13 protein-coding genes and 1 pseudogene are annotated in these 14,868 nt (G+C 60.4%); 9 read left to right on the plus strand and 5 right to left on the minus strand.

Features of this window, described 5'->3' with window-relative positions; all coding sequences use genetic code 11:
- Nucleotides 1-136: 136 nt before the first annotated feature.
- Complete coding sequence (locus tag D8U82_RS09115) at nucleotides 137-2,191, minus strand: S9 family peptidase (protein ID WP_130902068.1); 2,055 nt, start codon at nucleotides 2,189-2,191, stop codon at nucleotides 137-139.
- A gap of 236 nt (nucleotides 2,192-2,427) precedes the next feature.
- Here D8U82_RS09115 and D8U82_RS09120 point away from each other — a divergent pair, with 236 nt between their 5' ends.
- The 3 genes from D8U82_RS09120 to D8U82_RS09130 are packed head-to-tail and all read left to right on the plus strand — an operon-like array spanning nucleotide 2,428 to nucleotide 4,272.
- Nucleotides 2,428-2,925 (plus strand): MFS transporter, encoded by a 498-nt coding sequence (locus D8U82_RS09120; RefSeq protein ID WP_125917781.1) that lies wholly within the window; start codon nucleotides 2,428-2,430, stop codon nucleotides 2,923-2,925.
- A 15-nt stretch (nucleotides 2,926-2,940) separates the two neighbouring features.
- On the plus strand, nucleotides 2,941-3,717 hold the full coding sequence (locus D8U82_RS09125) for a class II glutamine amidotransferase (RefSeq protein WP_024012022.1): 777 nt from the start codon (nucleotides 2,941-2,943) through the stop codon (nucleotides 3,715-3,717).
- 12 nt (nucleotides 3,718-3,729) lie between these two features.
- Complete coding sequence (locus tag D8U82_RS09130) at nucleotides 3,730-4,272, plus strand: DUF2937 family protein (RefSeq protein ID WP_024012023.1); 543 nt, start codon at nucleotides 3,730-3,732, stop codon at nucleotides 4,270-4,272.
- Nucleotides 4,273-4,379: 107 nt separating this feature from the next.
- On the opposite strand, the pseudogene D8U82_RS09135 reads toward D8U82_RS09130, so the two are convergent.
- A pseudogene (locus tag D8U82_RS09135) lies at nucleotides 4,380-5,295 on the minus strand (LysR family transcriptional regulator).
- Between the two features lie 159 nt (nucleotides 5,296-5,454).
- On the opposite strand from D8U82_RS09135, the gene D8U82_RS09140 reads away from it, so the two are divergent.
- The 4 genes from D8U82_RS09140 to D8U82_RS09155 all read left to right on the plus strand — a co-directional run bounded on the left by D8U82_RS09140 (nucleotide 5,455) and on the right by D8U82_RS09155 (nucleotide 9,177).
- Nucleotides 5,455-6,741 (plus strand): MFS transporter, encoded by a 1,287-nt coding sequence (locus D8U82_RS09140; RefSeq protein ID WP_071174695.1) that lies wholly within the window; start codon nucleotides 5,455-5,457, stop codon nucleotides 6,739-6,741.
- A gap of 62 nt (nucleotides 6,742-6,803) precedes the next feature.
- Entirely contained in the window at nucleotides 6,804-7,556 is a 753-nt protein-coding gene (locus D8U82_RS09145; protein ID WP_130902069.1) for a 5-oxoprolinase subunit PxpA, read from the plus strand.
- On the plus strand, nucleotides 7,553-8,257 hold the full coding sequence (gene pxpB / locus D8U82_RS09150; protein WP_130902070.1) for a 5-oxoprolinase subunit PxpB: 705 nt from the start codon (nucleotides 7,553-7,555) through the stop codon (nucleotides 8,255-8,257). The genes D8U82_RS09145 and pxpB overlap by 4 nt, the downstream gene beginning before the upstream one ends.
- A complete protein-coding gene (locus tag D8U82_RS09155) occupies nucleotides 8,254-9,177 on the plus strand; it encodes a biotin-dependent carboxyltransferase family protein (RefSeq protein ID WP_130902071.1) in 924 nt (307 codons plus the stop codon). The genes pxpB and D8U82_RS09155 overlap by 4 nt, the downstream gene beginning before the upstream one ends.
- Nucleotides 9,178-9,320: 143 nt before the next feature.
- Here the strand turns inward: D8U82_RS09155 and D8U82_RS09160 are convergent, their stop codons facing one another.
- The 3 genes from D8U82_RS09160 to D8U82_RS09170 form a co-directional block, all read right to left on the minus strand.
- On the minus strand, nucleotides 9,321-10,499 hold the full coding sequence (locus D8U82_RS09160; protein ID WP_016771218.1) for a VWA domain-containing protein: 1,179 nt from the start codon (nucleotides 10,497-10,499) through the stop codon (nucleotides 9,321-9,323).
- A 12-nt stretch (nucleotides 10,500-10,511) separates the two neighbouring features.
- Nucleotides 10,512-11,357 (minus strand): MoxR family ATPase, encoded by an 846-nt coding sequence (locus D8U82_RS09165; RefSeq protein WP_007911294.1) that lies wholly within the window; start codon nucleotides 11,355-11,357, stop codon nucleotides 10,512-10,514.
- Nucleotides 11,358-11,539: 182 nt separating this feature from the next.
- Complete coding sequence (locus D8U82_RS09170; protein ID WP_122611698.1) at nucleotides 11,540-12,616, minus strand: DUF748 domain-containing protein; 1,077 nt, start codon at nucleotides 12,614-12,616, stop codon at nucleotides 11,540-11,542.
- Between the two features lie 141 nt (nucleotides 12,617-12,757).
- Between D8U82_RS09170 and cysK the strand changes: the two genes are divergently transcribed.
- The gene (gene cysK, locus D8U82_RS09175; protein WP_016771214.1) at nucleotides 12,758-13,732 is read left to right on the plus strand and encodes a cysteine synthase A; all 975 of its coding nucleotides are present in this window, start codon (nucleotides 12,758-12,760) and stop codon (nucleotides 13,730-13,732) included.
- Between the two features lie 184 nt (nucleotides 13,733-13,916).
- Entirely contained in the window at nucleotides 13,917-14,855 is a 939-nt protein-coding gene (locus D8U82_RS09180; RefSeq protein WP_041478836.1) for an aspartyl/asparaginyl beta-hydroxylase domain-containing protein, read from the plus strand.
- Nucleotides 14,856-14,868 lie beyond the last annotated feature (13 nt).

The raw sequence follows: 14,868 nt of genomic DNA on the forward strand, positions 1-14,868 counted from the left end.
AGTCGCAAATCCTGCCAACTCGGTGCTTCAGAAATACTGAGTTTGCAGGTTTTGGGGCCGCTTCGCAGCCCAACGGGGATAAATCCCCTCGCCACAATGGGTCTGGAATTAAGACCCAAGTGACCGACGGAGTTCCTCAGGCTAGGCCCAAAACCTTGAACACAAATGCATATTCGAGCGCTACGTCACGTAATCCCTGATAGCGTCCGCTCATGCCGCCATGCCCGGCACCCAATTCAGTCTTGAGCAGCAGCACATTGTCGTCGGTCTTGGTTGCGCGCAATTTCGCCACCCACTTGGCCGCCTCCCAATACTGCACACGGCTGTCGTTGTAGCCGGCGATCACCAGCATTGGCGGATAAGCCTGCGCGGTGACGTTTTCGTACGGCGCGTAAGCCTTGATCCGATCATAGACGTCCGGTTCTTCCGGGTTGCCCCATTCGTCGTATTCGGTAACGGTCAGGGGCAGCTCGGGGTCGAGCATGGTGTTGAGTACGTCGACGAACGGCACTTCGGCAATCGCCACGCCGAACAGGTCCGGGCGCTGGTTGAGCACCGCGCCGATCAGCAGGCCACCGGCGCTGCCGCCGCTGATCGCCAGTTTCTCCGCCGTGGTGATGCCGTTGAGAATCAGGAATTCGGCGCAAGCGATGAAGTCGCTGAAGGTGTTGTGTTTGTGTTCCTGCTTGCCGGCGCGATACCAGGCTTCGCCCAATTCACCACCACCACGTACGTGAGCGATGGCGAAGGCCATGCCGCGATCGAGCAGGCTCAGGCGTGCATGGGAAAACCACGGATCGAGGCTGGAACCGTAAGCGCCGTAACCATACAGATACAGCGGCACCGGTTTACCGACCATCTCGCGCTTCATCACCAGACTGATCGGCACCTGCGTGCCGTCGGGGGCGGTGGCCCATAGACGTTGGCTGACATAGGCGTCGGCATCAAATTGGCCGAGTACCGGAGTTTCCTTGAGCACCGTTTGCTCGCCGCTGGCGAGGATCAACTGGCGCACCTGAGCCGGGCGATTCAACGCTTCGTAGCGCAAGCGAATGCGATCGCTCTCGAATTCCAGGCTGTTTTGCACATGCAGACTGTAGGCCGCATCGGGCAACTGCACGCGATACGACGCCTGGCCCTGCGGGTGAACCTCGATGATCGGCAGACCACCTTCGCGCAGGCTCAAGGTCATAGCCTCTGCGTTGAGGCTGACGCCGTCGAGCATCACTTCTTCGTTGTGCGGGATAAGGTTCTGCCACTCGGCCTCGCTTGGCGGCACGCCAGTGTCCGGGGCCTGATACAGAGCGAAGTTGATGCCGTCGCGGTTGGTGCGGATAAACCAGGTCCAGACGCCATCGAGCAGGCCGTGGTCGACGTCGTATTCGTGATCTTCGACCCGTGGCGCCAGGCAGCTGAACGGCAGATGCGGCTGATTGGCTTCCAGCGCCCAGACTTCACTGGTGGTCTTGCTGCCCAGCGACAGCAGCAATTGCTGTTCGGAGCTGGCGCGGTAGCAATGCAGGAAGAACCGCCCATCCGGCTCGTGAAAAACCTCTTCAGCGGCAGTGCCATCGAGGCGATAGCGGAACAGTTTATGCGGGCGATGGGTGTCGTCGAGCACGCCGAAAAACAGGGTCAGGCTGTCGTTGGCCCAGGTCATGCTGCCGTCGCAGTCCTCGAATTCCAGTTCGCTGACCTTGTCGTTGGACAGCTCTTTGACGAACAGCGTGTAGACCTCGTCGCCCGAGGTATCGACGCTGTAGGCCAGGCGCTGGTGATCAGGACTGATGCTGAAAGCACCGAGCGAGAAGAAGCCGCCATTGGCCAGCGCATTCGGGTCGAGCAACAGTTGCTCGCGGCTTTCATCGAGGGTCAGGCTGTCGTCGGCAGGACGCGGGCAGCGGTAGTGCCGGGCGTATTCGTCACCGGCGGTGGTGCGCGTGTAATACAGATACGGGCCCCAAGGCGAGGGCAGGGACAGATCAGTCTCGAGAATCCGTCCCTTGATCTCATTGAACAGGCTTTCACGCAGCTCGGCCTGATCGGCGGTTTGCGCTTCCTGATAAGCGTTTTCAGCCTTGAGGTAGTCGAGCACCGCGTCGGTGTCGCGCTCCTGCAGCCAGGCATACGGGTCGGCGCCGGGCGCCCGCTGGGCAATCGGGGCAGTCATGACATTGGCGGATTGGGGCATGGAAGGCTCTCGGACAATATTCGGAATTGGGTTGTTCGCAGGTCTTGAAAGCGCCGCAGCCCTTGTGGGAGCGAGCCTGCTCGCGAAAGCGGTGTGTCAGGCAACGCTGTTGCAACTGACAGTCCGTATTCGGGAGCAGGCTCGCTCCCACAGGGGCGGCTGCTGGCCGTCTGGTATTGGGACAAGCCGCATGGGCGAAAAGTCGTTACTATAAGCGCCTATTTGCCTGCCTTGCCATGGACACCATGACCGAGAACGACTATCTGATCGCCTGGGGCCTTTACGCCTTTGCCGCCGTGGGCTGCCTGCTGGTATGGATGCGCCTGACCACCTGGATGTGGCGCTGGCTGCGCGAGCCGCTGCGTGTGCTGATGGCGGTGTTGCTGTTCAGCCCGACCATCGTCGATCCGGTGAAAGCCAAAGTTGCACCGGCCATCGCCATCACCGCCCTGGACATGCTGTTCAAGGTCGGCAACAACGCCTGGCGCGCGGTTTCCGATCTGTTCATGTACGGCATGATCGCCTTCGGGGCGTATCTGGTTTTCGTCTTGATCCGCCTGCCGATCGAGCGCGCCTCGACAGCGCGGCGTGAACGCGCCGAGGCCGCCAAGGCCGCGGCCCGTGCCGAAGAGCGCGACGATGATCAACCGTTCGGCGGCGCCGGTGATGACCGCTACGGCCGCCCGCCAGTGCCGAACAATCCGCAGCGCATGCGGGTCGAGCCGCGTCTGTAACCCGAGAGTCCGCACATGTGTGAATTATTGGGCATGAGTGCCAACGTGCCGACCGACATCGTGTTCAGCTTCACCGGCCTGATGCAGCGCGGCGGACGCACCGGCCCGCACCGCGACGGCTGGGGCATTGCCTTCTACGAGGGGCGCGGCTTGCGTCTGTTTCAGGACCCGGCGGCGAGCAGCGAGTCGGAAGTAGCCAATCTGGTGCAGCGTTATCCGATCAAGAGCGAAGTGGTCATCGGCCACATCCGCCAGGCCAACGTCGGCAAGGTCTGCCTGTCCAACACCCACCCGTTCGTCCGCGAACTGTGGGGGCGCAACTGGTGTTTCGCGCACAACGGTCAACTCGCCGACTTCACTCCGATCAAGAGTTTCTACCGCCCGGTCGGCGATACCGACAGCGAAGCGGCCTTCTGCGATTTGCTCAACCGGGTACGCGCAGCCTTCCCCGAGCCGGTCGATATCGAAGTGCTGCTGCCGGATCTGGTCGCAGCGTGCGCCGAATATCGCAGCAAAGGCGTGTTCAATTGCCTGCTCAGCGACGGTGACTGGCTGTTCTGTTACTGCTCGACCAAACTCGCTCAGATCACCCGCCGCGCACCGTTCGGCCCGGCGCGGCTCAAGGATGTCGATGTGATTGTCGACTTCCAGGCCGAAACCACGCCCAACGATGTGGTCACGGTGATTGCCACCGAGCCTCTGACCGAAAACGAAACCTGGACCCGCTACGAACCGGGCCAATGGAGCCTGTGGCGACGCGGCGAATGCGTCAGCCAGGGCAAGACCGAATAAGGATTTGCACCCATGTTGCTCAGTTATCTACGGCTGGTGTTGTTTGCGGCGGGCCTGTTGATCGGTGTCCAGGTCCCGGGGTTTATCAACGATTACGCCCAGCGTGTCGAAGCGCACCTGATCGAAGCGCAGACCGGCCTGCGCGGTTTCCAAGGCACGGCCGATCAGTTTTTCAAAGGCGACATGCAGGCGCTGGTCGCACATTACCGGGCCAGCGAAGACCCGATTTTCCGCAGCGATGCCGACAGCCTGAACACCTTGCTCACCCGCCAGGTCGCGCTGGACAAGCAATTCCAGGCGATGCAAGGCCCGTGGTATGTGCGCTTCCTGCAAGTGGTCCTGGCCGCTGATCCGGACATTCGCAAGGAAACCTGGAACGGCTACAGCTACCAGATCCTGCTGACGCCAGAGGCGATGATCTGGGGCATGAGCGGCGCGTTGCTGCTGTCGTTCGGTGTCGAATGCCTGTTCCGCCTGATCGACTGGGTCGTCCTCGGCGGCCGCCGCCTGCGCCAGAGCCGACCGATCGAAGATCGCGACGTCCGCGGCCTCTGATGATCGTTCCCACGCTCTGCGTGGGAATGCAGCCCGGGACGCTCTGCGTCCCCAAAGGCGAACGCAGAGCGTCCGTTGAGGCATTCCCACGCAGAGCGTGGGAACGATCATGACGTAAGGGAAATGTAATTTTTGCCGACTTTCTGCGCGTACTCTGCAAGCACCTGCTGACACAACGTCACAATCTCCTCGACCCACTCAACCCCGACCCGCCACGACACCACCACCGGCAGATTCGCCGGCCGCTGCTCGATGTCGAGCAAGATCAATTCGCCACGCGCCAGTTCCTCGGCCACCAGCACCGGCGGCAGCGCGCCGATACCGAAGCCATCGCGCAACAACCGGGTGATCGCTGACACCGAATTCACGCAATTCAAACGTGGCGCCATGACGCCGTTGGCCTGCATCAGGGCGACGATATCCTGATGCGGTCGTGAGTTTTTCGAATAGGTGATGATCCGCTCCTGCGCCAGTTCGGCGAGGTCGGCGTAGTCGCGGTTATAGATCGAATTGCTCGCGACGATCCAGCCCAGCGGATGGCTGGCCAGCTCCAGGCTGCGCACGCTTTCGTGACGGACCAGATCGGTTTGCAGGACCAGATCAAGGAAGCCTTTTTGCAGCTGATCGCAGAGGTTCAGCGCGGTATCTGCGACCAACTCGATCTCCACCCGTGGGTACAGATCGGTCATCTGCGCCACCAGTGGGCTCAGCCAGGTATGAATCACCGTGTCCATCACGCCGATACGCACCCGGCCGACCTTGCTCGAACGGGTTTCGATCGATTGTTTCAGCGCCGCCATGGTGTCGAGCATCTGTTCAGTCGTAATCGAGCACCTTCAAGCCTTCCGGGGTCAGGCTGACGCCGCGTGAATCGCGCAGAAACAGCTTCACGCCCAGTTCGCCTTCGAGCACCGCAATGCGGCTGGAAATCGACGCCTGGGTGGTGAACAGCTTGTCGGCGGTCAGGCGAAAACTCTTCAGGCGCGCGACCCAGACAAAGGTCTCGAGAAACTTCAGATTCATGGACAAGGCTCGGCTGACAAATTTTTCTTATGCCTAAGGCGGGTTTTTATTCGTTGGACGGCGCAGGGCAGGGCGACGAAAAATCGGCGCATCCGGTTCCCACGATAGGCGTCGTCGGAGCTTCGAACAAGACCAATAAAAGCCCTGCGGAGATTTGCCATGAGTGCTCCCGACACCCTCCCGTTATCCAAGCCAGTGACGCGCCCCGGGCCGTTCGACTGGTATCGCAACATCAACCAGCAGGAGCGCCGCACGTTCTGGAGCTGCAAGATCGGCTACGGTCTGGACGGCATGGACACGCAGATGCTCAGCTTTGTCGTGCCGACGCTGATCGCGATGTGGGGTATCACCACTGGCGAAGCGGGGCTGATTCACACCAGCACCCTGATCGCCTCGGCCATCGGCGGTTGGGTCGCCGGGATTCTCTCCGACCGCATCGGCCGCGTGCGCACCCTGCAACTGACGGTGCTGTGGTTCGCCTTCTTCACCTTCCTCTGCGGCTTCGCGCAAAACTACGAACAATTGCTGATCGCCCGCACCCTGATGGGCTTCGGATTCGGCGGTGAATGGACCGCCGGCGCGGTGTTGATCGGTGAAGTGATCCGCGCCAAGGATCGCGGCAAAGCGGTGGGCATGGTGCAATCCGGCTGGGCGCTGGGCTGGGGCCTGACGGCGATTCTGTACGCGCTGCTGTTTTCGGTGTTGCCAGCGGAAGATGCCTGGCGCGCGCTGTTCATCCTCGGCATCGTGCCGGCGATATTCGTGATTTTCGTCCGTCGCCTGGTGAAAGATCCGGAGATATATCGCGAAGCCAAAGCCGCGCAAACTCCGGAAAACCCGGCGAAGTTCTACGAGATCTTCGCACCGGGAATGCTCTTCACCACGTTTCGCGCTTCCTTGCTGACCACCGGTGCGTTGGGCGGCTACTACGCGATTACCTCCTGGCTGCCGACTTTCCTCAAGAACGAGCGCGGTTTGAGCGTGCTCGGCACCGGTGGTTATCTGGCGATGGTGATCGTCGGTTCCTACGTCGGCTATGTGATCAGCGCGTATCTGACCGACCTGCTCGGGCGGAAAAAGAATTTCATCTTGTTCGCGGTCGGCTCGTTCACCATCGTTCTGCTCTACACGCAGATGCCGGTCAGCAACGGCGTGATGCTGTGGCTGGGCTTTCCGCTGGGCTTCTTCGCCTCGGGGATTTTCAGCGGCATGGGCGCGTTTCTGACTGAATTGTTCCCCACGCGGATTCGCGGCTCGGGCCAGGGTTTCTGTTACAACATCGGCCGCGCACTGGCGGCGTTGTTCCCGCTGCTGATCGGCCTGCTCAGCCAGAAAGTGCCGCTGAGCATGGGCATCGGCGCCTTCGCGGCGGTGTCATATGGCGTGGTGATTCTGGCGGCGCTGAGCCTGCCGGAAACCCGTGGCAAGCAACTCGACGCGCAGTAACTGATACCCTGCGCAGAAGTCTCCTACAGATAAAAAGACCAGCAGCTACAGGAGTGTTCACCGTGAGCCGCCTGCTATTGAATTGCGACATTGGCGAGAGCTTCGGCAGCTGGACCATGGGTCTGGATGCCGAGGTCATGCCCTTCATCGATTGCGCCAATGTTGCCTGTGGTTTCCATGCCGGCGACCCGAGCATCATGCGCAAAACCGTGGCGCTGGCCCTCGAACACGGCGTGCAGATTGGCGCGCACCCGGCCTATCAGGATCTGGTCGGATTCGGCCGACGCTCCATGGCGTATTCCGCGCAAGAGCTGCAGGACATCCTGCATTACCAGATCGGCGCCCTCGACGGCATCTGCAAGGCGCAGGGCGGGCGTGTGAGTTACGTCAAACCCCACGGCGCGATGTACAACGACATGATGGCCAACCCGGCGCAGTTGCGCGCGGTGGTGCAGGCCGTGGCCGCGTATGACCGCAGCCTGCCGCTGATGTTGATGGCGACCCGAGACAACGCTGCGGCGCAGCAAATTGGCGATGAATACGGCGTAACGCTGTGGTTTGAAGCGTTCGCCGACCGTGCCTATGACAGTGGCGGCCGGCTGGTCTCCCGGCAATTGCCCGGTGCCGTGCATCACGATCCCGAAAAAATCATCGAGCAAGCGTTGACCATCGCCCGTGGCGGCGAACTCAGCGCCAGCGATGGCAGCGCCTTGATCCTGCGCGCCAATACCTTGTGCGTCCACGGCGACAACGCCAGTTCCGTGGCCGCCGTGCGGCGCATTCGCCAGGCCTTGCAGCAGTCGAGTGCGTCATGAATCCACGGGTTGAAGTGGTGGCGCTGGATTGCCTGATGCTGCGTCTGTTCGATGAAATCGCCGAAGCCAACATGCCGTGGATGCTCGCCGCCAGCGAGCGCTTGCGCACGGCGTTTGGTGCACAACTGATCGATCTGGTGCCGTCCTATACGACGTTGATGGTGCATTACGATCTGACGCTGTTGAGTCCGGCGCAGGCGCGCGAATTGATCGCCGAAGCGCTGGTCGATCTGACGCCGAATGCGCGAAGCGCTGGGCAGCGCCACGTCTTGCCGGTCTGGTACGACTTGAGTGTCGGCCCGGAACTGAGCCTGCTGGCTGAACGCAGCGGGCTGGCGGTGAAGGAGGTGATTCGTCGCCACAGCGCACGGGAATATCAGGTGTTCGCGTTGGGCTTTGCGCCGGGTTTTGCCTTCATGGGCCTGGTCGAAGAAATGCTCGCCGCGCCACGCTTGAGCACACCGCGCAAGAAAGTCGCCGCCGGCAGCGTCGGTATCGCTGAGCGGCAGACCGCTGCCTATCCGGTGGTCTCACCCGGTGGCTGGAACCTGATCGGGCGCACCCCGGCGAAACTCTTCGATCGCCATCGCGACGGCTACAGCCTGATGCAACCCGGCGACACGGTGCGCTTCGAAGTGGTCGACCACGCCGAATTCATTCGTCTGGGCGGCGATGACACCCCACTGGAGGCGCTGGCATGAGTCGATTGACGATCGAAGCCAGCACGCCGCTGTGCCTGTTGCAGGACGCCGGGCGGTTTGGCGTGCGACATCTGGGCGTGACCCAGGGCGGCGCGGCGGATTGGTGCTCCATGAGCTGGGCCAATTGGCTATTGGGCAATGAACTGGATGCAGCGGTAGTTGAAATCACCCTCGGCGGGTTTGCCGTGGTGGCTGAGGAGGATTGCCTGCTGGCGCTGGCGGGAGCGGATCTCGGCGCCCAGATCGACGGCCAACCGCTGGCGCCGTGGCGCAGTTTCCGGTTGGCGAAAGGGCAGACATTGCGCTTCACCCAGCCTTTGCTTGGCGCCCGGGTTTATCTGGCCGCACCCGTTGGTTTTACTGCGCCCAAGGTACTGGGCAGCAGTGCCACGGTACTGCGAGAAGAATTGGGCGGACTTGATGGCATGGGCCTTCCGCTCGCCAAAGGGGCGGCGCTCGGTTACAGCGGCGAAGCGTTGGCGACGCGGGAAATGCCTTCAGCGCTGCGGCCGGATTTCAAAATGCACGCGCCTTTGGACTTGGTGCTCGGCGCACAGATCGGCCAGTTCAGCGGGCAGAGCCTGTTCGATGTCTTCAACAGCGCCTGGACCATCGACAGTCGCGCCGACCGCATGGGCATCCGCCTGCTCGGCGCGGCGTTGCAATATCAAGGCGCGCCGATGATCTCCGAGGGGATTCCGTTGGGGGCAGTGCAGGTGCCGCCGGACGGGCAGCCGATTGTGTTGCTCAACGATCGCCAGACCATTGGCGGCTATCCGCGCCTGGGTGCGTTGACACCGCTGGCGTTGGCACGATTGGCGCAATGCCTGCCGGGAGCGAAGGTGAGATTGAGGCCGGTAGTGCAGGACGTCGCGCACCGCGAGCATGTCGAATATTTGCAGCGCTTCAAAGATCGCTAAAAGCTTCGCGAGCAGGCTCGCTCCCACAGATGTTGATCGTTCCCACGCTCCGTGTGGGAATGCCGCCCGGGACGCTCCGCGTCCCTGTGACGCAGAGCGTGACTTGATGCATTTTCACGCGGAGCATGGGAACGATCAGGTCGTCATTTGGAAAGAAACCGCATCCCTTCTTCAAGCCCGCGCAGCGTCAGCGGATACATCTGATCCTCGATCAGATCGCGGACGATGTTGGTCGACGAGGTATAGCCCCACGTGTCCTTCGGATACGGATTGATCCAGATGAGCTTCTTGTATTTCTCCATGAAGCGCTGCATCCACACGTAACCCGGCTCTTCGTTCCAGTGCTCGACGCTGCCACCGGCCTGGGTGATTTCGTACGGCGCCATGGCGGCGTCACCGATAAAGATCACTTTGTAGTCGGCGCCGTACTTGTGCAGCAGATCCTGGGTCGAAGTGCGCTCGGAAGTGCGGCGCATGTTGTTTTTCCACACCGATTCATAGATGAAGTTGTGGAAGTAGAAGTACTCGAGGTGCTTGAACTCGGTCTTGCAGGCCGAAAACAATTCCTCACAGATCTTCACGTGCGCGTCCATCGAGCCGCCGATGTCGAACAACAGCAGCAGCTTCACCGTGTTGCGCCGTTCCGGGCGCATCTGGATATTCAGCAGGCCGGCGTCCTTGGCGGTGTGGTCGATGGTGCCGTCGATGTCGAGTTCTTCCGCCGCACCCTGGCGAGCGAACTTGCGCAGACGACGCAAGGCGACCTTGATATTGCGTGTGCCCAGTTCCACCGAATCGTCGAGGTTCTTGTACTCGCGCTGATCCCAGACCTTAACCGCTTTGCCCTGACGCTTGCCGGCATCGCCAACGCGGATGCCTTCCGGGTTGAAACCGCCGGAGCCGAACGGGCTGGTGCCGCCGGTGCCAATCCATTTGTTGCCGCCGGCGTGGCGTTCCTTCTGTTCTTCCAGACGCTTCTTGAATTCCTCGATGAGCTTGTCCAGCCCGCCAAGGGACTGGATCTGCGCGCGCTCTTCGTCGCTCAGCGAACGCTCGAATTCCTTGCGCAGCCAGTCCTCGGGAATCAGCGCCTGCAAGTGGTCGTCGAGTTTCTCCAGGCCATTGAAGTAGGCACCGAACGCGCGGTCGAACTTGTCGAAATGGCGCTCGTCCTTCACCAGAATCGCCCGCGACAAGTAATAAAACTCGTCCATGTCGGCGAAGGTCACACGCTGTTTCAGCGCGTTGATCAGGTCGAGCAGCTCGCGCACCGATACCGGTACCTTGGCTGCACGCATTTCGTTGAACAGGTTGAGCAACATGGCAGCAGCCTCTTAGCGGGTGCCGCGCCGGCTCATGAACGCCAGGCGCTCAAGCAGTTGCACGTCCTGTTCGTTCTTCACCAGTGCCCCTGCCAGTGGCGGAATGGCTTTGGTCGGATCGCGCTCGCGCAGCACCGCTTCGCCGATGTTGTCGGCCATCAACAGCTTCAGCCAGTCGACCAGCTCGGATGTCGAAGGCTTTTTCTTCAGGCCCGGTACCTTGCGCACGTCGAAGAACACATCGAGCGCTTCGCTGACCAGGTCCTTTTTGATGTCCGGGTAGTGCACGTCGACGATTTTCTGCAGGGTAGTGCGGTCGGGGAAAGCGATGTAGTGGAAGAAGCAGCGGCGCAGAAAGGCGTCCGGCAATTCTTTTTCGTTGTTGGAAGTAATGATGATGATCGGGCGCTTTTTCGCCTTGATGGTCTCGTCGATTTCGTAAACGTAGAACTCCATCTTGTCGAGTTCTTGCAGCAGATCGTTGGGGAACTCGATGTCGGCCTTGTCGATTTCGTCGATCAGCAGAATCACCCGCTCCTCGGACTCGAACGCTTCCCAGAGCTTGCCTTTCTTCAGGTAGTTGCGCACGTCGTGGACTTTTTCGTTGCCCAGTTGCGAATCGCGCAAACGGCTGACGGCGTCGTACTCGTACAGGCCCTGGTGGGCCTTGGTGGTGGATTTGATGTGCCAGGTGATCAGCTTGGCACCGAACGACTCGGCCAGTTGCTCGGCGAGCATGGTCTTGCCGGTGCCCGGCTCACCCTTGACCAGCAGCGGTCGTTCCAGGGTGATGGCGGCGTTGACCGCCAGCTTCAGGTCATCGGTGGCGACGTAGGCCTGGGTGCCTTCGAACTTCATCTGCTAATCCTCGAACGGTAACGCTGACCTTACGGGCAGGGCGGGGCGAAATAATCGGATGCCCGACTATAACGCGCACGCCGGTCGACTGTGAACGCAGACGGCTTATTCAGTCTCTGAATGGAGCGTCACATGTTGACTCAGTCTCGGCGGGTGGCCGAATATTTTGTCAACGGCCAAACTTAACCCTCATCTGGCTTCGGCCGTTCGTACCGCGCATTGAATGCCTGGATGAAGCCATTGCGCAAAATCTGCAAAAACGCTTCAAAGGCGTTGACGTTCTGCTGGTGAACATTGCCGCTGAGTTCAACGCGGGTGGCGAACTGGTTTTTGTTCTGGTTTTTCAGCACGGTCTCGGTGCCGCCGACCAGCGCTTCCCAGATTGAGCGGAACAGGCCTTTGTTCTTGTTTTCGACGTCTTGCTGCCAGTTGAATACGTCGACGTCGCGCAGCAGGGGTTTGATGTAGCCGGTGAGTCGGGCTTTCTCTGCCTTCGCTTCGATAACCACATCGCCGTGGCCGGCGTTGAAATCGAATTTGCCGTAGGCGGCGGCGAAGTCGTTCATGCGTTTGAGCTCGATGTCACGGGCGCGCAGGCGGAATTCGAAGTCTTCGAAGTTGCTCAGTGGATCGAAGGTGGCGGTGGTTTCCAGCGGCGCGTGGCCCAGCAGCAACGCCTTGCCTTCAAAGCGCGCGTCGCGTTTGCCTTCCTTGTCGACCACATTGGTCAGGTTGTAGATGCTGGCGTTGACGTTGCTGGCGTTCATGTTCACCGGCGGCTTGGAATTGAAGTTGCGGAACGTGATACGGCCGTCGTTGATCTGCACTTCATCAAGGGTGATCGGCAGCAGCTTGCCCAACTGCTCACGCCAGTCGGTGCCCTGACCGGTCTGCGAGTTCTGTTTGTTGGGGCCGCCGTCGACAAAGTTGATTTCGGGGTTGAGGAATTGCACCTGCGCGACCACGGCATGGTCGTACCACAACGAATGCCAGCTCACCGACAGATCGATCAACGGCGCATCGACGAACGGCACCGGTACTTTGCCGTCGACCTTGACGATCTTCAGGCCGTTGATTTTGTATGCGCCGCGCCACAGCGCGAGGTCGACATCGGTGATCTGGCCACGGTAATCGCCCATGTCCGCGAGCTTGTCATTGAGGTAGTCGCGTACCAGATAGGGCAGGGCGAAATGCAGGGCGACCAGCAGCACCACGACACCCGTCAGGGTCCAGAGCGGCCAGCTGTAACGACGTTTCATGCCATTGTTCCTTCAAGAGTGTGGCTTGACGATTCAATGCGATTGACTCCGCGCGTTTGCAGACGTTCGACCCGACTGGACTGTGATCGGCAACGGGCTTACCTTGGAAGGCTGAATTCAACGCTGCATAAGGACCCAGCCATGAGCCGTATTTACGCTGACAACGCCCATTCCATCGGTAATACGCCGCTGGTCCAGATCAACCGCATCGCGCCGCGCGGGGTCACCATCCTGGCCAAGATCGAGGGGCGCAACCCCGGTTACTCGGTCAAATGCCGAATCGGCGCCAACATGATCTGGGACGCCGAAAGCAGCGGCAGACTCAAGCCGGGCATGACCATTGTCGAGCCGACTTCCGGTAACACCGGTATCGGTCTGGCCTTCGTTGCCGCTGCGCGTGGCTATAAATTGATGCTGACCATGCCGGCGTCGATGAGCATCGAGCGCCGCAAGGTTCTTAAAGCCTTGGGCGCGGAACTGGTGTTGACCGAGCCGGCCAAGGGCATGAAGGGCGCCATCGAGAAAGCTGCGGAAATCGTCGCCAGCGATGCCGACAAATACTTCATGCCGGCGCAGTTCGATAACCCGGCCAACCCGGCGATTCATGAGAAGACCACCGGCCCGGAAATCTGGAACGACACCGACGGCGCCGTGGATGTGCTGGTGGCTGGCGTAGGTACCGGTGGAACCATTACCGGTGTCTCGCGGTATATCAAGAACACCGCCGGGAAACCGATTCTGTCGGTGGCCGTCGAGCCGGCGTCTTCTCCGGTGATTACGCAGGCGTTGGCCGGTGCCGAAATCAAGCCGAGCCCGCACAAGATTCAGGGCATTGGCGCCGGTTTTGTGCCGAAGAATCTTGATCTGTCGATGGTCGATCGCGTCGAACAGGTGACCGATGAAGAATCCAAGGCCATGGCTTTGCGCCTGATGCAGGAAGAGGGGATTTTGTGCGGCATCTCCTGCGGTGCTGCCATGGCGGTGGCGGTGCGTCTGGCGGAGAAACCAGAGATGCAGGGTAAAACCATCGTCGTGGTGCTGCCGGATTCGGGCGAGCGTTATCTGTCGAGCATGCTGTTCAGTGACCTGTTTACCGAGCAGGAGAACCAGCAGTAAGCCTGTTGATTCAAGTCAGCCAGGGTTCAGGCGCTGCATGTTAATAAAGGCTTTGTTGCGTAATGCTTAACACTGAATCTTGTGTCAGGCGGGTTTTTCCCGGAGCCGGTAGTGTTTATCATGGCCGGCTGCCATGCCGGGAAAAGGGCATTGCGCAGCGTTGTCTTTATTCAAGGAGTCGTTGATGACCGTTTCGTTTGCCGCCAAGGCGTTTGTGCTGTTGCTGTTCCTGGGCAGCACGCTCTATGTGCATTTGCGCGGCAAGGCGCGTTTGCCGGTATTGCGCCAGTTCGTCAACCACTCCGCACTGTTTGCTCCGTACAACGCGTTGATGTACCTGTTTTCCGCAGTGCCATCCAGACCGTATCTGGATCGCAGCAAGTTTCCGGAGCTGGATGTACTGCGCGACAACTGGGAAACCATTCGCGACGAAGCCATGCACTTGTTCGACGAAGGCTACATTCGCGCCGCCGAGAAGAACAACGATGCGGGTTTCGGTTCGTTCTTCAAGAAGGGCTGGAAGCGTTTTTATCTGAAGTGGTACGACAAACCGCTGCCATCGGCCGAAGCTCTTTGCCCGAAAACCGTGGCGCTGGTCAGTGCCATACCCAACGTCAAGGGCGCGATGTTCGCGCTGCTGCCGGGCGGCAGTCACCTCAATCCGCACCGTGACCCGTTCGCCGGCTCCCTGCGTTATCACCTCGGCCTGTCGACACCCAACTCCGACGATTGCCGGATCTTCGTCGACGGTCAGGTCTATGCCTGGCGCGACGGCGATGACGTGATGTTCGACGAGACCTACGTGCACTGGGTCAAGAATGAAACCGCTCAGACTCGAGTGATTCTGTTCTGTGACATCGAACGCCCGCTGAGCAACCGCCTGATGACCCGCATCAATCGCTTCATCAGTGGCTGGCTCGGCCGCGCCACCGCGCCGCAGAATCTTGATGATGAACGCGTTGGCGGCATCAACCAGGCTTATGCCTGGAGCAAGAACTTCAGCGACCGTTTCAGCGGCGTGGTCAAGCAGTGGAAGCGCCGGCACCCCAAGGCCTACAGGGTAATGCGCCCGGTGCTGGCGGTGTTGGTGCTGACGTTGCTGGGGTATTGGTTGTTTGGTTGACGCTGGCTCAGAA

The organism is Pseudomonas sp. Sample_23, from assembly GCF_004307595.1.
GTDB lineage: Bacteria > Pseudomonadota > Gammaproteobacteria > Pseudomonadales > Pseudomonadaceae > Aquipseudomonas > Aquipseudomonas atacamensis.

Bases quoted from the DNA above. Each gene is read 5' to 3' on its own strand.
- D8U82_RS09165 (WP_007911294.1), bottom strand. From the start codon at position 11,357: ATGAAGTTCGAAGGCACCCAGGCCTACGTCGCCACCGATGACCTGAAG.
- D8U82_RS09180 (WP_041478836.1), top strand. From the start codon at position 13,917: ATGACCGTTTCGTTTGCCGCCAAGGCGTTTGTGCTGTTGCTGTTCCTG.
- D8U82_RS09125 (WP_024012022.1), top strand. From the start codon at position 2,941: ATGTGTGAATTATTGGGCATGAGTGCCAACGTGCCGACCGACATCGTG.
- pxpB (WP_130902070.1), top strand. From the start codon at position 7,553: ATGAATCCACGGGTTGAAGTGGTGGCGCTGGATTGCCTGATGCTGCGT.
- D8U82_RS09115 (WP_130902068.1), bottom strand. From the start codon at position 2,191: ATGCCCCAATCCGCCAATGTCATGACTGCCCCGATTGCCCAGCGGGCG.
- D8U82_RS09130 (WP_024012023.1), top strand. From the start codon at position 3,730: ATGTTGCTCAGTTATCTACGGCTGGTGTTGTTTGCGGCGGGCCTGTTG.
- D8U82_RS09155 (WP_130902071.1), top strand. From the start codon at position 8,254: ATGAGTCGATTGACGATCGAAGCCAGCACGCCGCTGTGCCTGTTGCAG.
- D8U82_RS09170 (WP_122611698.1), bottom strand. From the start codon at position 12,616: ATGAAACGTCGTTACAGCTGGCCGCTCTGGACCCTGACGGGTGTCGTG.
- cysK (WP_016771214.1), top strand. From the start codon at position 12,758: ATGAGCCGTATTTACGCTGACAACGCCCATTCCATCGGTAATACGCCG.
- D8U82_RS09120 (WP_125917781.1), top strand. From the start codon at position 2,428: ATGGACACCATGACCGAGAACGACTATCTGATCGCCTGGGGCCTTTAC.
- D8U82_RS09160 (WP_016771218.1), bottom strand. From the start codon at position 10,499: ATGTTGCTCAACCTGTTCAACGAAATGCGTGCAGCCAAGGTACCGGTA.
- D8U82_RS09140 (WP_071174695.1), top strand. From the start codon at position 5,455: ATGAGTGCTCCCGACACCCTCCCGTTATCCAAGCCAGTGACGCGCCCC.